Source organism: Lactobacillus gallinarum DSM 10532 = JCM 2011 (assembly GCF_001434975.1).
Classification (GTDB): Bacteria; Bacillota; Bacilli; order Lactobacillales; family Lactobacillaceae; genus Lactobacillus; species Lactobacillus gallinarum.
In genome coordinates this window covers 44,052-66,159 of the sequence record NZ_AZEL01000050.1, presented here as the reverse complement: position 1 = coordinate 66,159, position 22,108 = coordinate 44,052, and the positions used below count along the sequence as shown (strand labels likewise).

Below are 22,108 nucleotides of genomic sequence, written 5' to 3'. Positions count from 1 at the left end.
ATAAAAAGAGGACAAATTACATGAGCAAATTACCTTTTAAAGTTATTGCCGTAGACATGGATGGTACATTCATGCGTGATAATCAAACTTTTGATCATAAAAGATTTGACCGAATTTTAGATCAAATTCATGAAAATAAAGCCCACTTTATTGTTTCAAGTGGTCGACCATATTCTCGTTTGAGAAAAGATTTCACTGGATTTTTAGATAGAATTGACATGATTGCCGACAATGGATCACTTCTTATTCAAGATGACAACATTATCAGCACTCACCTATTAACTCACAAAACTACAATGGAATTACTAGAATTTATTCAAATTCATTATCCTGAGAGTTCCGTCATCGTCACTGGCATCAATAACTCATATACAACGATGGATGCATCCCCTGCCTTTAAGCAAACCATGAACTTCTACTATCCTGATCGTGTGGAAGTACCCGACTTAATGACCGCCGTAAGTCCCCATGATCAAATTACTAAACTAACTTTGAGTTATCGATATGATTTTTCAGCAGAATTAGAAAAGGAATTCAATGCCCACCACGCAGAAAAAATCCACTGTACTTCAAGTGGATTCGGGCTAATGGATATCGTTCCTTATAGCGTCAACAAGGGTATCGCGTTAAAATACTTTTTACGTTACTTCGATGCTAAGCCTAGTGAATTAATTGCGTTTGGCGATGGCATGAACGACAAAGAAATGCTGGAACTCGCCGACTATAGCTATGCTATGGAAAATGCTGAACCTGCACTTAAAAAAGTCGCTAAATATATTGCACCAAGCAATAATGATGATGGTGTTTTGCAAGTGCTAGATAAATATTTGAATGAGTAAAAAGAAAATAGGACTTTCACAATAAAAGTCCTATTTTTTCTTCGCACTTATGCACCTTTTAACTATCTAACAATACATTATTTTGGCAAATTTAGACAATTCTACTCTATTATATGCACCATTTTTTCTACTTTCTGGATGGGGATCTAATCCGATGATAGTAATATCTCTTCGATTAGGGCCGTAAACCCAAAACATTCGCCGAGCTTCACTATTATTATTTTCTAAATAAGACTGCCAAACTTTCATGCCGTATCTAGCTGATAAAGAAGATATTTCATGAGTACGTAATCCAGGATATTAAGGATCTTCAGATAGCGATTTTAATGCTTTTCCCCATTTTTTGTATAAAACTGTATCTTTTTTACTAATTGAACCATTCCGATAACTTACCTGTAATTCCTGCCATAATTCAGCCATCTGGGGAATACCCATTTTGATTTTAAACCGCATTCTAAAAATCTGATAAGTCTACTGGAGCAGACACTTTTCCTTTCTCAAAGTTAGCAATAGATTCATCCATTACTTCCAGAGCCTTATTTGAAACATCTTTTGGCTTAACCAATTCTCTAGGTTCTAAAACTAAACATCCATTATCATATTCCTTAACATCATAATATTTAAATTTAGATTTACGTAATGTTATTCTCTTTTTACTATCTGTATGAGCAATGTAATTATTAACGACTTGCATAATTAAGCCCTCTCTTTCCGTGGGATTTCCCACTAATATTATATCATATTTACGCTAGTCAAAAAAAAGCAGTCATTAAATGGCTGCTTCATATAATATTTCTATTTCCCCAAATTAACAAAAGTATTGAAATTCATGTAGTGATAATGAACTCGCATGTTTGACACTTCAAACGGCGTTCCATCATCTAAAAAGAAAATACCTTCCATAACACCAACTGGCTCATTTTCTTTTAAATGCATCTGCTTTTGATCTTCAGCATTCGAAGGCTCAACTGTAATATTCAAAAATGCCTTAGTTACAGTTTTGCTTTGTTCATCTTCCAAATAATTAAATAAAGAGCTCTGCAACGTTTCAGGCTTCAATTCCGGCATAATTTTAATAGGTAAATAACCTGTTTCAATCAAAAATGGCTGTTCATCGAGTAAACGCAGGCGCTTGAATTCATAAACAAAAGCATTTTCATTTAAAAATAAGTCTTCCGCAATTTCTTTGGTAGCTTTAATCACCTGAAAATCTAACAGTTTTATTTGCTGCTTTTTACCAGGCACCTTAAAACTATCAGTGATTCCCAAGTTCGAGCCGTCATAACGAAACATCGCCTGATTTTTCAAATACAGTGGATTAATAAACGTGCCACTACCTCGCTTTTTAAAAACGATCCCTTGTTGGGCCAATAATTCTAGGGCTCGTTTCATCGATGAACGACTAACGTCATAATGCTTAGCTAAACTACGCTCATCGGGAATCCGCATCCCATTATATTTATTATTTAAAATATTTTGTTTAATATCCTGCATTACTGTCCGATAAACATAATCTGCCATTATTCTCTTCCTTGATCAGAATTTTTAATACTATCAATAAACCACTTTGAAAATTGCTCTAGATCTACATCTGTTGCAATTTCTGCATTAGCATGTTCTTGATCCATAAAATTAATTACACTTGCACCATATGTAAATTGACCGCGCAATTCAATCTCTACGTTAGCTTTTTTCAGGGTAAACATTTCCGGATGAAGTAAAATTCCCACAGCTGTCGGATCATAGATTTTAATGCGAGGATCACCATCTGGCTCATGAATGTGTGAAAATAATGAGTAAAGCATGTTGCCGACTTCACCGCATTCCTTTACCTTACTCATTTGATCTTGGGTTAAATGAGCCTTATTGCCGATTTCAAGGGGAGCCACTTTAATTGGCAAACCACTGTGAAAGACAACTTGAGCAGCTTCAGGGTCTCCTGCAATATTGTATTCTGCAAGTGGACTGTGATTGCCGCGACCGATGTTACCACCCATGATCACGATTTGATCAATATTTTTCTTTACTTCTGGATATTGTTTAAAAAGCAAAGCATAGTCAGTTAACGGTCCAATTCCAAGTAAAGTAACTTTTTCAGGACTATTCTTAATTTCTTCAGCCATCACAGTTGCAGCAAGGCCTGGCTTAACCAAACTGCGATCTGCTTCTTCAAAATCAAAGCCAGCGATACCAGTTTTACCATGTACTGATGCGGCACTAATCATTGGTGCAACTAATGGTTGATTAGCCCCCACTACTACGGGAACCTTGGTGTGCAAAAACTTTTCTAAATTCAAAGTATTTTGCAAAGTATATTCAAGTTGAACATTTCCCCAGGTTGGCACGATCATTCTGACATCAAGTTCTTTAGCAAAAAGGCTGACCGTCATTGCTGCAATATCGTCAATTCCTGGATCTGTACTAATAATTAAAGGTTTCTTATTCATAAATTCTACCTCTTCTAAGCGTATTAAGTATATTTATGATAACAAAAAACCGACCAAATAAAAAAGTGGTTCGATCTAATCTAACTGAAAAAAGCCTAGCTTGGCTAGACTTTTTTCAGTTACTTTTTAGTTTGTTTCTTAGGTTTAATTCGCTTAATATAGCTTTCTTGATGCTTGCCTAAGATCAATGGTACTCGTTCTACCACTGTATCTGCATACTCTAAACCAAACCAAGAAGCTGGGTTAGAAGATAGATTTTGCAGCCAGACTCTAGCCTCGACCATAAACTTCTCATAACCAGTCAATTTAGTTAATGGACTAATTACATCATTAACAATGACGAAGGAGAAGTCACCTACATCTCTACCAGGAGTAGTAGTGAATCTTTGTAGTTGAGCCTCAATAGTACCATCTGCAATCAATTCATGAACAATTTGCCGTAAGTAGACGTTAACGCTAGTTTGCTTTCTAAAACCTAGATAAAGCTGAACGTTGATTACGTTCTTAGTACCGTACGTATTTACTGCATATTCTGCGGTATATGGTTCGTTTGTTACATTGACAGTAACAAACCAATAGGCTTTAGCACGTTTAGGTCTTTTATCCAAAATTGAATAAAGTATCTCACGCTTAATGAACTTATTATACTTAACCTTTGCCATATAAACAACATTAGTGGCATAAACAGGGTAATCTTCGCAGTGGCTTAAATCTGTCAGCATTTCTGTATACTCGTCTAAACGAACGTAAGCATTCTTAGCTTCACGCTTATCACGAATCTTATTTCCATAAAACCAAACATACATGATTGCCAAGATAAAGCCAGCAATTAAAACAGTTACGTAACCGCCATGTAAGAATTTAGTCAAACTGGAGATTAAGAACATCCCTTCAATAAAAGCAAATGCAATCAAAAAGATCAAGCGTAAGTAAAGTGGTTTGCCTTTTTTACCCAAGTATTCAAACAATAATATTGTAGTCATCAACATAGTGACAGTAATTGCCAAACCATATGCTGCTTCCATGTGGTGTGAAGTTCTGAATAAGAACACAATTGCTACAGTTACCACACAGATCATTTTGTTAATTGATGGAATATAAATTTGTCCTTTTTCAGTTGAAGGATAAATAATATTCATTCTTGGTAAAAACTTTAAACTGCTGGCCTCAGCGACCAAAGTAAACGATCCAGTAATCAATGCCTGGGAAGCAATGATAGCTGCGATCGTAGCCAAGGCAATGGCAAAAAGACGCAAATTGCTAGGAACAACTTCAAAGAATGGATTGAAGTCACCATTACCAGCATGATAGCTAGCATTATGCAAAATCCAAGCGCCTTGGCCTAGGTAGTTTAATGAAAGACAAACAAATATATATGGCCAAGAGCCCATAATATTCGCTTTACCTACGTGTCCAACATCCGAATATAACGCTTCAGCACCAGTAGTAGCCAAGAAGACAGAACCCAAAATTAGGATCCCGACTTTATTAGCTGGACTAAACAAAATTCGAATAGCATAAATGGGATTAATCGCTTCCAAAAGACTCCAATCATGGCTCAAGTTAACAATGCCAACTACTCCTAAAAAGGTAAACCATACCAGCATAATTGGACCAAATGCTTTACCAATAACGCTGGTTCCCATCCTCTGAATTGAGAATAGAATTACCAAAATGATGATAGTAATCATAATTACAACTTCTTGAGAAGGAACCGGAATCACATCACCAAAGCGCATATTCTTTAACCCTTCAATCGAAGTGGTAACGGTCACTGCTGGTGTCAAAGTACCATCGGCAAGCAGAGCTGCACCACCAATCAGAGCCGGGATAACCAGCCACTTGGCTCTTTTTCTAACTAAAGCATAAAGAGAGAAGATTCCTCCTTCGCCATGATTAGTTGCCTTCAAAGCAATCATGACATATTTGACAGTAGTCAACAAAGTTACTGTCCAAAGAATTAACGAGATTGAACCAACGATCAATTCTCGATTAACGTTGGCAATCCCGCCATTTTCAGTCACAATTGATTTCATTACATATAACGGACTTGTTCCAATATCACCATACACAATACCTATGGCAATCAACAATCCCGCAAAACTCATCTTTTGCTTTTTAGTAATTTTATTCATGTCTAATAATCCTCTACAACATTTAAAAATAAAATCTTCACTAGTATAGATAATTAATCCAGTGTTTACAATAAAAATATATTTTTAACAAAAGATATTAAAAAAGACAAAATAAAAAATGGTTAAAGTTAACCATTTTTGCTAAAAATTATTATTTAATCTTATCTTCAATTGTGCCGTCGCTATGAGCAATGATTACCTCATCACACATATCAAGGAATAAACCATGTTCAACTACACCTACAGTACGGTCAAGATAATCGGCTAAACCATGTGGTGCTGGAACTGGATCGGCAGCCAAATCAATAATGTAGTTGCCATAGTGCGTGATGTAACGCTTATCGCCATCCATTCGCCATTGTGGCTTCAAGCCTTCTTGCTTAAAACGCTTAAAGTTTTGTTCACAAGAAATAGGCAATACTTCAACTGGCAAAGGAAATCCACTTAATCTGTGGACAAGTTTTGATTCATCCACAATCCAGATAATCTTTTTAGAATTAATGGCAACATTCTTTTCAAGGGTTAAGGCACCACCGCCGCCCTTAATTCCGTCTAAGTTGTCGGCAACACGATCAGAACCATCAACAGTTAAATCAACTTGATCAACATCAGCTAATTCACTAACTTTAAAGCCTAAGTCTTCAAGTTGCTTTTTACTTCTATTACTGGTAGTAACGATTGCTTTTAACTTTAAGCCATCATTATCCTTGCGCTTGCCTAAAGCATCAATAAAGAAAGCAACGGTTGAACCAGTACCTACGCCTAAAATCATGCCAGATTTTACCATGCTTGCTGCCTTCTCAGCAGCTTCTTTTTTCAAGCGATCTTGTTCTGTTTTATCCATTATTCATCGTCCTCCATTGCATTTTCTACTTCTTTGGCAGTAGGAATTGAAGGTTGGGCACCTAAACGTTGAACGGCAATTGATGAAGCTCGACTAGCAATTTCAGCGGCTTCTTCAAAGTTGGACAAGTCTGCTTTTAAATTGCTTGCCAAGTAACCAATAAAGGTATCGCCTGCACCAGTGGTATCAGTTGCCTTAACCTTGTAAGCTGGTACCAAAGTTTCAATATCTGCAGATGAGATATAGGCACCTTTATCACCATACGTAATTACTACATTTTTTACGCCAAGAAGATGCAACTTTTCAGCATTCGTTGCCAAAGTTGAATTATCCTTTATTTGGATGCCCGTAATCTTGGCACTTTCAGTTTCATTTGGCGTAATAATATCTGTGTATTGCAACAATTCTTCCGGAATTTTATCAATAGCAGGTGCAGGATTTAAAATTGTGATTTTTCCTGCCTTTTTAGCCAACTTGAAGGCCTCAATTGTTGCTTCAAGTGGGGTCTCGAATTGAGCAATCACACAATCTATATCTTTAAACAAATCACTAGCAGCCTGAATATCCTCTACAGTTAATTCATAGTTAGCACCATGATCAATAATGATATCATTTTGTCCTGCTTCATTAAGCGTGATATAAGCATGACCGGTCTTGCTTCCCATCGTGGTTTGAACATAGGTAGTGTCAACGCCATAGCTCTTCAATTGATGGGTGATATAACCGCCTTCGCTGTCTTCACCGACACGATTAATAAAATAAGTCTCTGCGCCACTTTTAGCCGCAGCGATAGCTTGGTTTGCACCTTTACCACCACCAGCAGAGGTTATTTCTGTGGCATTAATTGTTTCACCTGGTTTTGGAAAGTCCTTTACGTGCAATGTAGTATCAACATTGCTTGAACCTATAACTACAATCTTCTTCATGAGCATCCCTTCTTAGAAATGTATTTAATCATTTCAATTATATCAAAAAAACGCATTCAATCTCGCGAATGCGTTTTTTGACATTTTAATGTAAAATACCGCCATTGACGAAGCCCTTAAGTCGCTCTGCTTCCCATTTTAAAGTATCGGAATCATCGACTTGCGAGATCTTATAGCCAACAAAATATGGTGAGGCATAAAAACGTGGAATAATCTTGCAGCAAGTTCCTTTGCCATCATTAATCGGATAAAAGAATAAGTTGTATGAATCTACACCGTGTGACAAAACAGAACGCATATATTGTGCACCTTTTTGGATTAAATCTGCCCACGTTTCTAAATTGGTATTATCTTGAGTTAAGATATTTACTTCTTGATAGCCTTGAATCGGATAAGCTGAAAGATTCATCTCTACTGAACCAGATCGACCAACCTCAAAGCCTTTGAAATTGTCAGGTCCAATATCGTGATAGCCATCTTTATGGTAAAGCCCAACAATCTGCATGTGGGGATGCGTTAAAGAACCATCAGATTTAGGACCAAAGTTTTTATACCAAAGAACACTTTCATAGCGGCCTGAGTTATTCATCTTTTGAAAACATTTCAGTCCAAACTTCATTAATTCTTGATTGTCTTCGCGTGTATAAGTTGAAATATCACCTTGGTGATCGCTTGATTCAATCAGAATTGTTTGGTCAGTATCCTGTAAAGTTGGATATTTATTCTTTAACCAAATTTTATCCCCATCTTTTTCATAGATATTGGTTAAATGTGCAACGTCACAGAAGGGGCAACCTGCATTTTGGTTACCCTGACGATTACCATAATCATAATCATAAGGCTTACGTTTACCGATTGAATATTCATATACTAAAGGATTTTTGTCCATATTTTCCACCTGCTAAAAATATTTACTTACTTTCAATATTAGAATCATTATATTTCGGTGTCAATTATGAACAATATTATATTTTATCTGTGAATAGTACGCTTATCTATGCGTAAACTACCTTTGAAATATAAAAAAGCGAAAGGCAGAAAAAATGAAATTTTACAAAAAAATGGCACTAATTGGAGCTTCCGTTTTAGCAGTTGCCAGTCTTAGTGCTTGTTCAAACAACAATAGTAGTTCTAAGAGTTCTTCTAAGATTCCTACTAAAATTAGCAAGAAGACAACGATTAACTTTTGGTACTCATTAACTGGTACTTCTCAAAGTGCTTTAAAGAAGTTAACTAATGACTTTGAAAAGAAAAATCCCAACATTCATATTAAGTTGCAAAGCCAAGGTGGTAACTACTCTGACTTGCAAGCAAAGCTTGTTTCAGGTTTGCAATCACCAAAGGACTTGCCAACTATTACGCAAGCTTACCCAGGTTGGCTTTACAATGCGGCTAAGAACAACATGCTTGTTAACTTAACTCCATACGTTAACAACAAGTCAGTCGGCTGGGGCTCATACAAGAACAGTGGAATTAAGAAGGCACTTTGGGATGGTGCCAACATTGGCGGTACTCAATACGGTGTACCATTTAACAAGTCTGTTGAAGTACTTTTCTACAATAAGACTTTGCTTGATAAATATGGCGTAAAGGTACCAAGCAACATGAGTCAACTTGCTAGTGCATCTGCTGAAATCTACCGTAAGAGTCACCACAAGGTACGCGGTATGGGCTTTGACGCACTTAACAACTACTACATGATGCAAATGAAGGAAACTTACGGCAAGGACTTCAACAAGAACTTGAACTTTGCTGCTAAAGATTCTGTAAAAGCCATCAACTACTACGCTAACGGCGTTAAGGCTGGCTACTTCATGCAAGCTGGTACACAAAAGTACATGTCAACTCCATTTAACAATGGTCAAGTTGCCATGTTCATCGGTTCAACTGCTAACGAAGCCTACCTTAAGCAAGGTCTTAAGAAGGGTTACGTTTACGGCGTAGCTGCTCGTCCAAGTCAAATGAATGTACAACAAGGTACTGACATCTACATGTTCAAGAAGGCTAGCGCAATGCAAAAGGCTGCCGCATTCAAGTACCTTAAGTTTTTAACTTCTAAGTCATCACAACTTTACTGGGCAAAGCAAACTGGTTACATGCCAGTTAACACTGCTGCTTTGAACGACTCAGCTTACCAACAAGCTAAGAACAGCAAGATTCCTGCAATTTTGTCTAAGACTTCAAAGAAGCTTTACTTCTTACCTGTAACTAAGAACTCAATTACTGCATATGACCAAGTTAATGTAAATATGCAAAATATTTTGGCTAAGGCAAGCAAGGGTCAAAACTGGACCAGTGATATTAAGACTGGTAAGGCTAAGCTTGACGCTTCTTGGAAGCAATAAAGATAGACTAATTTAGATAATTAAAAGGACATCCCCCAAGGAAAGAAGGGATGCCCTTTTTTATGTGGTCAGAATGTCGGACTCTGAATTATTCACTCAAAGCCTACTTTAAATTAAACCATTAAATCCAAATTTAGTCTGCAAAATTCCCACTACTGGGAAATATTTTCTACCTCAACACATAGCAAGTATTATCCTTACCCAAATCATACTGATCAAAGAGCTTACCAATCTCCACATTAAAATTCTGAATCAAATCATGCTGATTCTCCGCACTAAACTTCTGTGCAAACTCCTTAATCGCCGCATCCCTACTCTTCTCAAAATCTTCCACCGACTCTGCTCCAAGCACTGCAGCACTAATATCCGACTCCTCGGACAAAAACCGTAAATCATGATCAAAAACCAACTTATAACCATAATGATCATCATCGTTCTTCAAATAAAAGACAAACTCCACCTCATCAGGGTCCTTCTTCATTTGCCCCGTCAATTCCTTGAACTTCATAAAGTTCACGAAGAAATCATAAAAGTCGCCATAAAAATCTTCATCGAAATGATCAATCACTTTATCATTAATTACTTGCTTTGCTGCTAATTCATCTAGTTTCACTTATCTTCATCCTTTAACAATTCATTCTTAAATAGTTCAGCCAACTTCACCAGACTCTTATGATCTGGATAACGCTTCGTCAGCTCATCTATCTTCTCCGTTGCCATCTTCTTAATCTCATCGCTAGAGCTGATTTTTTCGATAAAGTCCGTCAATTCACCCGACCGGCTAAGCAGCTTATGCTCACTGCGGCTTTCTGCTAAAAACGCCTGGTCAATCTTACGCAACTTCAAGCTGCCATCCGGATTAAACTGGTAGCCGCCCCACATGTGCTGCTTAATCGGCTGCATTGGCTCACTATCAACATAGCATAACTTACCAACCATATGGTGCGTTTCCGTAATGCCCAAAGTTACCGGATCATAAATATCCACATAGTTAAAAATCCGTTCGCGCATCTGTACTACACGTCTTCTCTCCTTCGGTGTAAGCAATAACCAAATATTGGTACCTTCATACAAATAAGCTGCCGCTATCACCTCCGGATGACTGCAATTAGCCAAAGCAAACTGTGCGTTAATTGATCCCAGTGAATGGCCATAAATATAGAATCTGCTTCCTTTAAATTGACTAATCACATGATTCAAGAACTTACTGGCCGTCTTCAACTGACTCGGAATGCGTCTTTCGTTTGATAGCATCGCTCTTAAAATCGGGATATTCGTCTTAAACCATTCATCACGCCAAGTCTGCGGCGTGCCTTTTTTGATACCATAAGATCCCTTAAACAGGATCGTAATTTCACTAAGATTACTAATGACGAACGCACTCATCCCGTCTTTAGCATGTTCTACCCGGCAAACAACGCCAACATGGTATTGGCCAATCGTTATGCTATCGCCTAATTGCAAATATTCATAAGATTTCTTAGTTAATTCGACCCGTTCACGGTCGGTTAATTGTTCATTTACGCCCATAATATTTTTCCTAATAAAAAAACTAACCCTTACCACCATAGTAGCATGAGTTAGTTTTTTGAATAAGATTATAACCACTAATTGTTGTACTTCTTTTGTAAGTAGTTGGCCACTTGTGATAAGCAGAAGCAGATGATGAAGTACATTACAGCGATGATCACGTACATCGGAATCAAGTAAGTCGTGTTTTGACTGTAGATGATTTGTGCGTGGTAAAGAAGTTCTGACAACACGATGATCGTTGCAAGTGAAGTATCCTTAACCAGTGATACGAACTGTGACAAAAGTGCAGGAATCATGTTGTGCAAAGCTTGTGGCATGACAACGTGATACATTGCTTGGCCATAAGACATACCGTTTGAACGGGCACCTTCCATTTGACCTGGATCAACTGAACCGATACCTGAACGAACGATTTCGGCCAACATTGCACCTTCGAAGATTACCAAAGCCGTAATCGAAGCCGACGTTGGATTCGTGACAATACCTAATTGTGGCAAACCAAAGTAGGTAAAGAAGATGATCAAAAGCAATGGCAAGTTACGGATAATATCAATGATAAAGCCAACGATTGCTGAAAGATATTTAATCTTCATGTAGCGGATCAAACCTAAGATCAAACCCACTACAAAACTAAGCGCAATTGAAATAAGTGATACATAAATCGTTACCCAAAGACCTTGTAATAAGAAGCGGATATCGACCCATGAATAAGCATGAATAAAAGTTTCCATTTTCTATCCCCTTCCTATTTAGCCAATTTCTTTTCTAGATGACGCATGTAGTAGCTGAGTGGCAAAGTCAAGATCAAGTAGAAAAGACCTACGATAATATATGTATCAATGGTTTGGAAAGTTGAAAATGCGATCAATTGTGCTTGATACATCAAGTCAAAACCAGCTACAAAGGCCAAAACTGAAGAGTTTTTAACTAAGTTTACAAATTGGTTGCCAAGTGGTGGAATCACGATCTTCATGGCTTGAGGCAAGATAATGTAACGCATTGCTTGCACATAAGTCATACCGTTTGAACGGGCACCTTCCATTTGACCTTCACCGATTGAGTTAATACCGGCACGCACTGTTTCAGCGATAAAGGCTGAAGTATAAAGTGTTAAACCAATTGTACCGGCTTGGAAACCTGACAACTTAACGATGTAACGCGGAACGATCAAGTAAAAGATCATTACGATAACTAGCAATGGAATGTTACGGAAAATTGCGATGTAAATCTTAGCAATCACGCGGCCAAATTTTGGCGGAGCTACTTCAAGCAGAGCGAAGAACACACCCAAAATCAAACTGAATACCAGGGCTATGGTACTACATAAAATAGTATTCCAAAAACCTGTCAAAAAAGCGCCCCAGTTATTGGTAATAATTTGCCACATTATTTCAATACCCCCTTAAGACTAAAACCAGGAATTCCTGCGAACCACTTCTTGAGCAAACGGTTGTAAGTACCATTTGCTTGAAGCTGCTTAAGAGCCTTGTCAATGTGATTTGCCATGTCAGTTTGACCCTTGTCAACAGCGATACCATAAGGAGCATCACTATAAACACCGCCGACTAACTTGTAGCCCTTGTTTTCTTGGGCGATACCAGCAAGAAGACCATTATCAGTAGTCAAAGCCACACCTTGGTTAGCCTTAAGTGCTGACATCGCTTGACCATAGTCATCATATTGAAGCACACGTGCCTTTGGTGCTGACTTATGCACATCATCAACTGCAGTAGTTCCTTTTACGGCAAGTACAGTTTTATTATTCAAATCTTTAACGTTGGTAATTTTGCTATTGTTGGGTACAAGCAAAGATGAACCAGCTGGGAAGTATGGCTTACTGAAGGTTACTTGTTTAGCACGCTCTGGCGTAATGGTCATAGTTGCTAAAACCGCGTCCACGTTACCGTTTTTAAGAAGTGGAATTCTAGTGTTGGCAGTAGTAGTAACAAAACTTGCAGTACCCTTTTTACCTAACATTTGCTTAGTTAAAGCCTTAGCCAGGTCCATTTCAAAACCTTCAATCTTACCGGTCTTAACGTTGGTCAAACCAAACAATCTGGTATCTGCTCTAACGCCCCAAACAATATGCTTATTTGCTTCTACCTTTTGGTAAACATTCTGATCCTTATGGCCACAGGCTGATAAAGTGAAAGCCAGCAGCACTAGTAAAGGTAAGAAAAGATATTTTCTTAATTTTTTCATGGCACGCCACCTTAGTCTTTAGAAATAATCTTGCTTAAGAATTGACGTGCACGTTCAGTATTTGGATGATCGAAGAATTCACCTGGATCACGGTCTTCTAAAATGTGACCTTGATCAAAGAAGATCAAACGATTACTTACTTTTCTAGCAAAGCCCATTTCGTGAGTAACCACAACCATAGTGATACCTTGTTCAGCAACATAGCGCATAACTTCAAGAACATCTTCGATCATTTCTGGGTCCAAGGCACTAGTTGGTTCGTCAAACAAAATAACTTTTGGATCCATGGCAAGTGATCTAGCGATGGCAACACGTTGTTGTTGACCACCTGACAATTGACGTGGGTAAGAATTGATCTTATCAGCCATACCTACTCTTTCAAGGTATTGCATGGCAATCTTACGGTTTTCGTCGTCTGGACGCTTCAAAACGATCTTAGGAGCGAGCATAACATTTTCAAGTACGGTGTGGTTGTTGTAAAGATTGAAGTGTTGGAACACCATGCCGACGTTTTTACGAATCTTGTTAATGTCTGTCTTTTTATCGGCTAAGTCATGACCAGTCACAATAAGTTGTCCACTGTTGATTGGTTCTAAGCCGTTCATTGTTCTAATTAAAGTACTCTTACCAGAGCCTGATGGACCAATAATTGAAACCACTTGGCCTTCATCAATTTTCAAGTTAATATCTTTCAATGCATGAAGTTTTCCGTAGTATTTGTCAACATGCTTAAATTCAATAATTGCTGTCATGGTTTCTATCTTTCCTCCATTTTTTGTAATAATATTATTCTACCTTTTTTTAAGGCAAAACTAAACCTATATTCAAGCTAAAATGATACATTTGTACATAAATTTGCTATTTTTATTCGCTTTTGAGCAAAAATATCTTTTAATTGCCGAATGAAAGCAATTTCAATTTAGCTTTTTTACGAATTTGTTCCAAGAAATGACTATGGCTCTTTTGAGTATAAAAAAAGCCTTCATCCCTTGTGCAGGGACGAAAGCTTTCCGCGGTACCACCCAAATTGTCTATCAAAAATAGACCTCCTCATAAAGCACACTCATGCTTTACCGGCGTGGTAACGTACCGGAGACGTCTCAACCTACTATAAGAATTGTTAGTTCGGCGAGCTGCTAAAAGTGTTATTCAATAATTCAGGGTCTACTGGCTTCCCACTAACGCCAACTCACTGTAAGAATGGACTATCTACTCTTCTTTTTCATAGCTTTTTAATTTCTTTATATGTATTTAACAGTATTTTGCTTAAAAAAGCAAGTAATATTTTTACATTTACGGATGAATCCGTTTTTAATGCAAATTTTTACTGTTAATATTCGGAAAATGCTTTAAAATGTTATTGATATGTAGAAAAATAAAGGAGTTATCTATGGGAAAACTTGAAAAACCCGTTATTATCGGAATTGCTGGTGGTTCAGGAAGTGGCAAAACTACCATTGCCCACGAGATTGCAGACAACATTAACGACAATGATCATGACCGCATTATGATCATGACGCAGGATTCATATTATAAAGACAACACCGGCATATCAATGGAAGAAAGGATGAAGATCAACTACGATCACCCTGACGCTTTTGATATGCCACTGCTTGAAGCACAACTTAATCAATTGATGCACAGAAAGCCAATTGAAATGCCAACTTATGATTTCACTGCTCACACAAGAAGTGATGAAACCATTCACGTTGAACCTGCCGACATCATTATTCTAGAAGGTATCTTAGTTTTATTTAACGAAGACATCCGTAACTTAATGGATATCAAGGTTTACGTTGATACTGATGACGACATTCGTTTTATCCGTCGTCTTGAACGTGACATGAAGGAACGCGGCCGTTCACTTGATTCAGTTATCAACCAATACCTTGGTACGGTAAAACCAATGTACAATCAATTTATCGAACCAACTAAGCGTTACGCTGACATCATTGTGCCAGAAGGCGGAGAAAATGATGTGGCAATCGACATGCTTACTACTAAATTACAATCAGTTTTAAACCAATAAAAAAATGGGGCTAAGCTCCATTTTTTATTTTTTTATTATTTGGATTCTTCAGATGCATGACTATCACGCAAAATCCGATTATACTTTTTAGCAAATACGAGAATCAATACAATTCCTGACACAATATATAATGCAGCCGCAATAATATAAGCATTGGCATAACCTTGTTGCGTCTTCAAAAGATAGAATTCAGTAAATAATCCATCGATGACGCCAACAACTGACAATGCAATTTCAATTACCGCACTAAAAGCAGGACGCATATCCTTATCTACTAAAATCATTTGTACTTCTTGTTGTACAGGCATAGAGGAATTTGCAAGGCCTGAACGGAAGAATAAAATTGTGCCTACAACTGCAAATAAAGCGGCACCCGTTCCGAGCATCTTGGCATTGGCCATTACTAACATTAATGGTGCACAAATGATTGTACTGATCGCAATCGTCATAATTGAACCTAACTTCTTAGCCAAATAAGGTGCAAAGAAGTAACCTACAAAGATGGCAACGGTTTGTAACGTATTAATAGTTGAAGTTATTCCCCGTGGAATATGTAAAATATTATTCAAATAAATTGGCACGTATTGGATAAACAATCCAGCACCTAATTGGACAGCACATAAATAAAGTACCCAGACAACCGTTTTATAGTTAACGCGTCGTTTGTAAGTTGTCATTTTCTGCTGCAATGTTTCTTTTTTATCTTTACTTTCAGTTGAACGATAATCAATTGGCTTATCTTTAATAAATAAAGCGAGAACAAAGGCATAAAGGTAATCACAGCTGTAATAATATTTACCCATTTATACGCGCTAATATAATTTGAAAGCATTGCCCCTTTCATTGCATTTGAATCGGCTGACAAATTTGAAGCTGTCTGATAACTGATACTTTGTAATTTACTAAAAATAAATACAACGGCTTTACCACCAATAAACATCATGATACTTTCAGCGATTAAGTTAACCACCATAACTACAGTAAACATTTTCGTTCTTATTTTGCTAGGAACATAAGATGTTCACAGCAGTGGGTACATTAAATCATAAACTCCAATTGCCGAAGAAGATACGTCACGTGGAATATGCAAATAATTATTTAAATAGATTGGCACATAGACAGCGATCAATCTCGCACCAAGTTGTACACCCGCAATATAAACAATCCACATAATGGTTCGTTTATTAAGCAACTTTTTGTACATTGCAGTTTTTTGAGCGGGTGTGGTACTTTCTTCACTTGTTTCTGAACGATAGTCTCGTGGTACATCATGAATGAATAAAGCTAAAATGAAGGCTAACATCGTTACAGCGGCGGTAATAACGAGCAAAATCCGATAAGCATTAGTATAGTTTGCTAATACTTGGCCGTGCATTAATTCTGGCCGTCCTGATGCAATAGATGCATCCCGATATGAAGTACCTTGAAGTAAACTAAAGAACCAAACAACTGCTTTTCCACCAAAGAAAGTACAGATCGTTTGAGTAATCAAGTTTACAATCATAACGACAGAGAACATTTTAGTTCTAATCTTCCCTGGTACATATGAAGTCCACATCAACGGATACATTAAGTCATAAACCCCAATTGCGGTCCATGAAATCGTATATGCAATCATAATGATAATTTGATTGGTAGTCACACAAGTTAAGGCCATAAAAATAGCAGTCATTGGTGGCAATACCAATAAGATATTTCTATAACCATATTTGTGAACAGTAGCAATCATTAAAGACATCAGGATCGCCGTTGCGGCATTAAAAATATTAAGTCCTGAAATTAAGTGTGGCGCAACAATCTTATAGTAAGAAAGTGCAGCATCATTAGTAATACCAGTAACTGCGCCTAAAATACCATAAATCCATAAATAAATAATGACATTTTTACGATATCGCGGATTCCAATTTTTTATCGCTTCCGCTTCTTCTTCCTTTTCTTCACTTGTTCGTCGAGTCAAAAAACCCTTCTTTTCATGAAAACGTATACGCATATCCATATTCATTTTAGCACTCACCCATTATTAATTCAGTATATACGTTTTAGATAAGGCTTATTTGATTCTCGGCTTTAATGTTTTATCAAACAAATTAGTAATTAATTTTACTAGTACTCCATCAAAAAGAAGGGCTGAAATCATGCTAGTAATGAACATTGCGATCTGCAAGTTGACACTATAATGACTCCATCCAAATAAGAAATATGATGGAATAAAACCACCTAAGTTAGCAAAGAAGGCTCCTGTTAAAACGCTCTTCCAAGAAAATCTTTCATAACGTTCTTTTTTAGGGAAAAAGCCAATTTCATTTGTAGCACCCTGAATTAACCCTTCAAAAATAGTCAGAACACCCCATTGGCCACCAATTGCCATCTCAACTGTTGCCGCTAATAATTCACCAATCGTACCTGAGCCTACCGTAGGGACAAAATACATTGCAAGTGGTGCAGCCATATACCAGAGTCCAGTAAAGATATTGTCCACAACCGGTGCATATCCAGTCGGTAAAAAGCTAAGTTTAACCAAGTTATACACATTATTAAAACCATAAGTGTAGATAACTCCCATAATGATCCCAATTAAGGCAACTAAAATAATTGATTTAACATTCCACTTTGCTGATCGTGTAAACATAAAAATGCTCCTAACTAACTATTACAGTCAGTAGGAGCACAAAGATAATCGATTTCATCGCACTTTCCTTAACGCAAGTATTACCTTGTTCAGGTTCAAGGGTATGTCTCAGCCTTTCAGCACCCCTAGTGACTTTTTTATTCAACTATTGTCAGTATACCACATTAATCAAATGCCATTTGGTCAGTATAAAGTTTGTAATAAAAACCTTTTTCTTTTAATAAATCTTCATGACTTCCTGACTCAATTACATTACCATCTTTGAGTACAACAATCTTATCAGAATTTAAGATTGTCTTTAGTCTATGTGCAATTACAAAGCTAGTCCGACCGGCAATTACCGCATCCATCGCCTGTTGAATCTTTTCTTCGGTTACCGTATCCACATTCGAAGTAGCCTCATCCAAAATCAGGAAATCGGGATTAATCAAAATAGTCCGTGCAATTGAAATTAATTGCTTTTGTCCTGTTGAAAAGACAGAACTACTATCATTCACCTTGGTTTCATAACCATCCGGTAAACTTTCAATGAAGTCATGAATATCTGCCTGTTTTGCGGCACTAATTACTTCATCCATCAACGCGTTTGGTTTACCGTAACGAATATTATCTGCAATTGTACCAGTAAACAAAACAGAATCCTGTAATACAATGCCGATATTATTCCGTAACGATTCAAGCTGAATATCACGCACATCGACCCCGTCGAAGGTTACCTTACCTGAGTTAACATCATAAAAACGATTAAGCAGATTCATGATCGTAGTCTTTCCTGATCCGGTTGGTCCAACTACGGCAACAGATTGACCCTTATTTACTGAAATGTTAACTCCATGCAAGATTTCTTTATTTTCATCATAGCCAAAATGGACATTCTCTAATTTAACAGCTTTTTGCAAACCGTTAATCTTTTTACCATTTGGCACTGCATCTTCGTCTTTTTGTTCTTCAACCGTTGCCAATCTTCTAGCACCTGTTAACGCCAACTGAATCATAGAATAAATAGAAGTAATTTGGGTTAATGGTTGGAAATAAGTCTGCGAATATTCCACAAAAGTTACAATTAAGCCCAAACCGATTGCTTGACTAACTTGACCGGAAATAATCATCCAAGCTCCCATCGCGATAACAATGGCTAAGTTAAGCAAATTTAGTCCGTTCATTAATGGAAAAAGAATGCCTGAGTAAAATTGTCCCTTAAACATAGCATTTCGAACTCGGTTGTTATAGGTCTTAAAGTTTTCTATAGATTCTTTTCTTAAATCATTGGTAATAATGATTTTTTCACCATTAATCTGCTCAGTAATATAACCATTCAAATCTCCGATTTCATCTTGTTGTTTATCAAGATAAATGCGAGCCTTTTTCATGATTAATACACTAACAATCAGGATTAATGGTGTGGTCGCAATTGTAGTCCAAGCAAGTTGTTGGTTGACCATAAACATGATGACAATCGTCCCAATGAACATTATTCCTTGGGAAATAATTTCAAAGATGGCGTTGTTCATTGCGTTAAAGATATTATCCAAATCGGAAGTAAATAAAGAAAGTAGCTTACCATCTTGATGCGTGTCAAAATAGCGCACTAACATACGTTGAAACTTAGCAAATAAATTTTCACGCATATCGTTAGTTGAATCTGCATTGAATTTGGACATAACCATCCATGCGATGAAAATTGCAACTTGACTTAGAACGTAGAACAAGAGCATTGACCATAATGCACTATAAAACGTATTTAAACTAGCTGTGCCTTTCTTTAAATCGGCTAAATAGTTAGTCAAATCAGTCACAGCACGGCCTAAAAACGTTGGAGCAATTACTTGTGCACCACTTGATAGCAAAGATAGAAGAATTACAATAGCAATGCCTTTTTTATATGGTTTTAGATACTTAATAAAATAGCGAATAGCTTTTCTTGTATCACTCATTATTTTCCTCCTCTCTTGCCCTTTTGTGTCTTGAAGATTTCTTGGTAAACAGGTGATGTCTTCAATAATTCTGCATGAGTGCCTTGAGCAACCAGCTTACCATCATCTAAAACTAAAATCGTGTCTGCATGCACAACTGACACAATTTTTTGCGCAATAATAAACGTCGTTGTATCTGGTAATTCATGTTCTAAGGCCTGTTGCACCTTCTTTTCAGATTCTGCATCAAGTGCAGAAGTGGAATCATCTAAAATTAAAATTGGTGTTTTAGCAACTAATCCTCGTGCAATAGAAAGACGTTGTTTTTGACCACCGGAGAAATTGGATGACCGCTCTTCTACCTCATGATCAAATGAATCATTATATCGCTCAATAAACTCAGATGCTTGAGCCATATTGGCCGCTCTTTGTAGTTCATGCATTCTAGCTCTAGAATTTCCTTGACGCAAATTAGAAGCGATCGTGCCAGAGAACAAAATCGCACGTTGCAAAACAAACGCTACAGTTTTACGCAGAGCCGTTTCATTAACATCTTTCAAGTTATGGCCACCAATTTTAACCTCACCTTTGGTTGGATCATAAAGACGCGCAATTAGCTGCGCCAAGGTTGATTTACCTGAACCTGTAGCACCAACAATACCAACCATTTGTCCTGGCTTGATCTTAAATGAAATATCTTTTAGAGTTTCATCTTCACCATCAGGATAAGTAAATGAGACATGATCAAATTCAACAGAACTGCCTAATATATCAGTAGACGCATTTTCATTGAATTTAATATCCGGTTCCGTATCCAAAATTTCTTTAATACGGCCTAAGGAAATGTTACCTCTGGCAAATTGCATCATAGTCATTCCGGCAATCATGATAGTCCACAGAAGTGTTAATATGTAGTTAACAAATGGACTGACGACTGCTACATCAGTTGGATGAGCTGCAATACCTTGTCCAATTAGATAAACTACCAGCGTAATTACTAAATACGCAATAAGTTGAAAGGCCGGCATAATCGTAGAGAACCAATAACCAATCACAATATTATAGTTGTTCAAACGATCTGAAGTCTGATTAAATTTCTTTATTTCTTGAGGACCTTGATTAAAAGATTTTACCACTCGTACACCTTGCAGAGTTTCCTGTGCTCGACCCGAAATCTTATCCATTGTTTTTTGAAATTTATCAAACAAACTGTTCATTTGTTTTAAAACATAAATACCAAAACCAATGATCAAGGCCACCATTATTACAGTTGCCCACCAAAAACGTGGAATAATTACAATACAGAAAATAAAAGATCCCACAATTAAAATAGGCATTCTGAGCAATTGCATAAAGAGTTGCATCAACATGTTCATGATCTGATTCATATCGTTGATCAAACGCGTGGTCAATGATCCCGCTGAAAAGTTTTCAATATTACCAAAAGAAAAACTCTGGATCTTAGCATAGATTTCTTCACGTAAGTCACTAGTCACTCCTTGTGCGATTCTAGCGGCATAGTAAACGTTGAAGACACCCGAAATGATGGCTACAATGCCTAATACAACTAAGATGATACCGTCGCGAACAACGATATCTTTTTGATCCAACATAATTGCTCGTTGAATATTTTCTAGCAAACGCGGTTGATATAATGTTGCAAAGGCGGAAACGATGATTGCAACAAGGGCTGCAAAAATATCTTTCTTGTAATGCTTAAAGTGCGGTATTAAGATTTTGAATGCTTGCATTTATTACTCCTTTCTTCATTAAAAAAATCCCAAAAGGTATTGCCCCATTCTGTTAATAAATCAGTTAAAAGCTGCATCTTTTCAGAGCCAAGTTTTTGAGCAGTCCGTTCTTCTAACTTAAATAATGACTGCATCTTTTGCTTAGCATACTTATTTCCGTCAGCAGTCAATTCGCAAAAACGTACTCGCTTATCTTGAGGATCCACGCTCATAATAAGATAGCCTGAATCATGCAATATTTTTATTCCCTTATTAATGGATTGTTTGGGTAAATCAGTTAAACCAACTAATTGTTTTTGCGTTAATTTTTTACGTAACAGCAATTCATATAAAATTACTGATAAATAATCTGAGAGTTCATGATCTTGATCCCACTGCTGGTAGGCCCTATTTCCATGAACTATGGCCATATTCAATTTTTCCGACTCACTTATTTTCATTTGTTTCACCTTCTTATTTAGTCTCTACACATACCAATAATATTAGTATATACAGAGACTATCATCAAGAAGATA

Annotated in this window: 24 protein-coding genes, 1 riboswitch and 1 other annotated feature; of the genes, 3 read left to right on the top strand and 21 right to left on the bottom strand. The window is 37.1% G+C overall.

The features are described from left to right. The first annotated feature begins 20 nt into the window (after window positions 1-20). Window positions 21-839, top strand: a complete 819-nt coding sequence (locus tag FC37_RS06870) for a Cof-type HAD-IIB family hydrolase (RefSeq protein WP_025005445.1) — start codon at window positions 21-23, stop codon at window positions 837-839. A gap of 66 nt (window positions 840-905) precedes the next feature. Here FC37_RS06870 and FC37_RS10585 read toward each other — a convergent pair whose 3' ends face one another. The 8 genes from FC37_RS10585 to FC37_RS06830 all read right to left on the bottom strand — a co-directional run bounded on the left by FC37_RS10585 (window position 906) and on the right by FC37_RS06830 (window position 8,080). After that, a complete protein-coding gene (locus FC37_RS10585; protein ID WP_198995868.1) occupies window positions 906-1,088 on the bottom strand; it encodes a hypothetical protein in 183 nt (60 codons plus the stop codon). A gap of 205 nt (window positions 1,089-1,293) precedes the next feature. Further along, the gene (locus FC37_RS06860) at window positions 1,294-1,533 is read right to left on the bottom strand and encodes a hypothetical protein (protein WP_025005444.1); all 240 of its coding nucleotides are present in this window, start codon (window positions 1,531-1,533) and stop codon (window positions 1,294-1,296) included. A gap of 101 nt (window positions 1,534-1,634) precedes the next feature. After that, the gene (locus FC37_RS06855) at window positions 1,635-2,360 is read right to left on the bottom strand and encodes a GntR family transcriptional regulator (RefSeq protein ID WP_025005443.1); all 726 of its coding nucleotides are present in this window, start codon (window positions 2,358-2,360) and stop codon (window positions 1,635-1,637) included. Then, a complete protein-coding gene (locus FC37_RS06850; RefSeq protein WP_025005442.1) occupies window positions 2,360-3,286 on the bottom strand; it encodes a nucleoside hydrolase in 927 nt (308 codons plus the stop codon). The genes FC37_RS06855 and FC37_RS06850 overlap by 1 nt, the downstream gene beginning before the upstream one ends. Window positions 3,287-3,405: 119 nt before the next feature. Then, complete coding sequence (locus FC37_RS06845; RefSeq protein WP_025005441.1) at window positions 3,406-5,421, bottom strand: KUP/HAK/KT family potassium transporter; 2,016 nt, start codon at window positions 5,419-5,421, stop codon at window positions 3,406-3,408. A 151-nt stretch (window positions 5,422-5,572) separates the two neighbouring features. Further along, window positions 5,573-6,265, bottom strand: coding sequence for a ribose-5-phosphate isomerase RpiA (gene rpiA, locus FC37_RS06840; protein ID WP_056945570.1), 693 nt, complete (start codon window positions 6,263-6,265; stop codon window positions 5,573-5,575). Continuing rightward, a complete protein-coding gene (gene rbsK / locus FC37_RS06835; protein ID WP_025005440.1) occupies window positions 6,265-7,191 on the bottom strand; it encodes a ribokinase in 927 nt (308 codons plus the stop codon). The genes rpiA and rbsK overlap by 1 nt, the downstream gene beginning before the upstream one ends. Before the next feature lie 85 nt (window positions 7,192-7,276). Continuing rightward, entirely contained in the window at window positions 7,277-8,080 is an 804-nt protein-coding gene (locus tag FC37_RS06830; protein WP_025005439.1) for a DUF4931 domain-containing protein, read from the bottom strand. Window positions 8,081-8,234: 154 nt separating this feature from the next. Here FC37_RS06830 and FC37_RS06825 point away from each other — a divergent pair, with 154 nt between their 5' ends. After that, entirely contained in the window at window positions 8,235-9,536 is a 1,302-nt protein-coding gene (locus tag FC37_RS06825; RefSeq protein ID WP_025005438.1) for an extracellular solute-binding protein, read from the top strand. A 169-nt stretch (window positions 9,537-9,705) separates the two neighbouring features. On the opposite strand, the gene FC37_RS06820 is transcribed toward FC37_RS06825, so the two are convergent. The 6 genes from FC37_RS06820 to FC37_RS06795 form a co-directional block, all read right to left on the bottom strand. Then, window positions 9,706-10,149 (bottom strand): hypothetical protein, encoded by a 444-nt coding sequence (locus FC37_RS06820; protein WP_025005437.1) that lies wholly within the window; start codon window positions 10,147-10,149, stop codon window positions 9,706-9,708. After that, a complete protein-coding gene (locus FC37_RS06815) occupies window positions 10,146-11,066 on the bottom strand; it encodes a DUF2974 domain-containing protein (RefSeq protein WP_025005436.1) in 921 nt (306 codons plus the stop codon). Before FC37_RS06815 ends, FC37_RS06820 begins: the two co-directional genes overlap by 4 nt. Window positions 11,067-11,143: 77 nt before the next feature. After that, window positions 11,144-11,800: an amino acid ABC transporter permease gene (locus FC37_RS06810; RefSeq protein ID WP_025005435.1), complete on the bottom strand. Its 657-nt coding sequence runs from the start codon at window positions 11,798-11,800 to the stop codon at window positions 11,144-11,146. Window positions 11,801-11,814: 14 nt separating this feature from the next. Next, window positions 11,815-12,456: an amino acid ABC transporter permease gene (locus tag FC37_RS06805; RefSeq protein WP_025005434.1), complete on the bottom strand. Its 642-nt coding sequence runs from the start codon at window positions 12,454-12,456 to the stop codon at window positions 11,815-11,817. Then, window positions 12,456-13,271: a transporter substrate-binding domain-containing protein gene (locus FC37_RS06800; protein WP_025005433.1), complete on the bottom strand. Its 816-nt coding sequence runs from the start codon at window positions 13,269-13,271 to the stop codon at window positions 12,456-12,458. The genes FC37_RS06805 and FC37_RS06800 overlap by 1 nt, the downstream gene beginning before the upstream one ends. A gap of 11 nt (window positions 13,272-13,282) precedes the next feature. Then, complete coding sequence (locus FC37_RS06795) at window positions 13,283-14,023, bottom strand: amino acid ABC transporter ATP-binding protein (protein ID WP_025005432.1); 741 nt, start codon at window positions 14,021-14,023, stop codon at window positions 13,283-13,285. 240 nt (window positions 14,024-14,263) lie between these two features. After that, window positions 14,264-14,506 (bottom strand) — a binding site (T-box leader). Between the two features lie 155 nt (window positions 14,507-14,661). On the opposite strand from FC37_RS06795, the gene udk reads away from it, so the two are divergent. Further along, the gene (gene udk, locus FC37_RS06790; protein WP_025005431.1) at window positions 14,662-15,300 is read left to right on the top strand and encodes a uridine kinase; all 639 of its coding nucleotides are present in this window, start codon (window positions 14,662-14,664) and stop codon (window positions 15,298-15,300) included. Between the two features lie 35 nt (window positions 15,301-15,335). Here udk and FC37_RS06785 read toward each other — a convergent pair whose 3' ends face one another. From FC37_RS06785 to FC37_RS06760, 7 genes are all read right to left on the bottom strand, one after another. Next, window positions 15,336-16,031: an MFS transporter gene (locus FC37_RS06785; RefSeq protein WP_236697299.1), complete on the bottom strand. Its 696-nt coding sequence runs from the start codon at window positions 16,029-16,031 to the stop codon at window positions 15,336-15,338. Next, window positions 15,974-16,288 (bottom strand): hypothetical protein, encoded by a 315-nt coding sequence (locus tag FC37_RS10810; protein WP_236697300.1) that lies wholly within the window; start codon window positions 16,286-16,288, stop codon window positions 15,974-15,976. The genes FC37_RS06785 and FC37_RS10810 overlap by 58 nt, the downstream gene beginning before the upstream one ends. A 33-nt stretch (window positions 16,289-16,321) precedes the next feature. Beyond that, on the bottom strand, window positions 16,322-17,257 hold the full coding sequence (locus FC37_RS06780) for an MFS transporter (protein WP_201779646.1): 936 nt from the start codon (window positions 17,255-17,257) through the stop codon (window positions 16,322-16,324). 93 nt (window positions 17,258-17,350) lie between these two features. Then, window positions 17,351-17,929, bottom strand: coding sequence for an ECF transporter S component (locus tag FC37_RS06775; RefSeq protein WP_025005430.1), 579 nt, complete (start codon window positions 17,927-17,929; stop codon window positions 17,351-17,353). Window positions 17,930-17,976: 47 nt separating this feature from the next. Beyond that, window positions 17,977-18,066: riboswitch (TPP riboswitch) on the bottom strand. A 27-nt stretch (window positions 18,067-18,093) separates the two neighbouring features. Beyond that, on the bottom strand, window positions 18,094-19,863 hold the full coding sequence (locus FC37_RS06770) for an ABC transporter ATP-binding protein (RefSeq protein WP_056945569.1): 1,770 nt from the start codon (window positions 19,861-19,863) through the stop codon (window positions 18,094-18,096). After that, complete coding sequence (locus FC37_RS06765) at window positions 19,863-21,593, bottom strand: ABC transporter ATP-binding protein (protein WP_025005429.1); 1,731 nt, start codon at window positions 21,591-21,593, stop codon at window positions 19,863-19,865. The genes FC37_RS06770 and FC37_RS06765 overlap by 1 nt, the downstream gene beginning before the upstream one ends. After that, a complete protein-coding gene (locus FC37_RS06760) occupies window positions 21,572-22,033 on the bottom strand; it encodes a MarR family winged helix-turn-helix transcriptional regulator (RefSeq protein ID WP_025005428.1) in 462 nt (153 codons plus the stop codon). Before FC37_RS06760 ends, FC37_RS06765 begins: the two co-directional genes overlap by 22 nt. Window positions 22,034-22,108: the final 75 nt, after the last annotated feature.

Bases quoted from the DNA above. Each gene is read 5' to 3' on its own strand.
- FC37_RS10585 (WP_198995868.1), bottom strand. From the start codon at position 1,088: ATGAAAGTTTGGCAGTCTTATTTAGAAAATAATAATAGTGAAGCTCGG.
- FC37_RS06860 (WP_025005444.1), bottom strand. From the start codon at position 1,533: ATGCAAGTCGTTAATAATTACATTGCTCATACAGATAGTAAAAAGAGA.
- FC37_RS06855 (WP_025005443.1), bottom strand. From the start codon at position 2,360: ATGGCAGATTATGTTTATCGGACAGTAATGCAGGATATTAAACAAAAT.
- FC37_RS06775 (WP_025005430.1), bottom strand. From the start codon at position 17,929: ATGTTTACACGATCAGCAAAGTGGAATGTTAAATCAATTATTTTAGTT.
- FC37_RS06815 (WP_025005436.1), bottom strand. From the start codon at position 11,066: ATGGGCGTAAATGAACAATTAACCGACCGTGAACGGGTCGAATTAACT.
- FC37_RS06760 (WP_025005428.1), bottom strand. From the start codon at position 22,033: ATGAAAATAAGTGAGTCGGAAAAATTGAATATGGCCATAGTTCATGGA.
- FC37_RS06870 (WP_025005445.1), top strand. From the start codon at position 21: ATGAGCAAATTACCTTTTAAAGTTATTGCCGTAGACATGGATGGTACA.
- rbsK (WP_025005440.1), bottom strand. From the start codon at position 7,191: ATGAAGAAGATTGTAGTTATAGGTTCAAGCAATGTTGATACTACATTG.
- FC37_RS06805 (WP_025005434.1), bottom strand. From the start codon at position 12,456: ATGTGGCAAATTATTACCAATAACTGGGGCGCTTTTTTGACAGGTTTT.
- FC37_RS06845 (WP_025005441.1), bottom strand. From the start codon at position 5,421: ATGAATAAAATTACTAAAAAGCAAAAGATGAGTTTTGCGGGATTGTTG.
- FC37_RS06770 (WP_056945569.1), bottom strand. From the start codon at position 19,863: ATGAGTGATACAAGAAAAGCTATTCGCTATTTTATTAAGTATCTAAAA.
- FC37_RS06825 (WP_025005438.1), top strand. From the start codon at position 8,235: ATGAAATTTTACAAAAAAATGGCACTAATTGGAGCTTCCGTTTTAGCA.
- FC37_RS06850 (WP_025005442.1), bottom strand. From the start codon at position 3,286: ATGAATAAGAAACCTTTAATTATTAGTACAGATCCAGGAATTGACGAT.
- udk (WP_025005431.1), top strand. From the start codon at position 14,662: ATGGGAAAACTTGAAAAACCCGTTATTATCGGAATTGCTGGTGGTTCA.
- rpiA (WP_056945570.1), bottom strand. From the start codon at position 6,265: ATGGATAAAACAGAACAAGATCGCTTGAAAAAAGAAGCTGCTGAGAAG.
- FC37_RS06765 (WP_025005429.1), bottom strand. From the start codon at position 21,593: ATGCAAGCATTCAAAATCTTAATACCGCACTTTAAGCATTACAAGAAA.
- FC37_RS06810 (WP_025005435.1), bottom strand. From the start codon at position 11,800: ATGGAAACTTTTATTCATGCTTATTCATGGGTCGATATCCGCTTCTTA.
- FC37_RS06830 (WP_025005439.1), bottom strand. From the start codon at position 8,080: ATGGACAAAAATCCTTTAGTATATGAATATTCAATCGGTAAACGTAAG.
- FC37_RS10810 (WP_236697300.1), bottom strand. From the start codon at position 16,288: ATGTTTACTGTAGTTATGGTGGTTAACTTAATCGCTGAAAGTATCATG.
- FC37_RS06800 (WP_025005433.1), bottom strand. From the start codon at position 13,271: ATGAAAAAATTAAGAAAATATCTTTTCTTACCTTTACTAGTGCTGCTG.
- FC37_RS06795 (WP_025005432.1), bottom strand. From the start codon at position 14,023: ATGACAGCAATTATTGAATTTAAGCATGTTGACAAATACTACGGAAAA.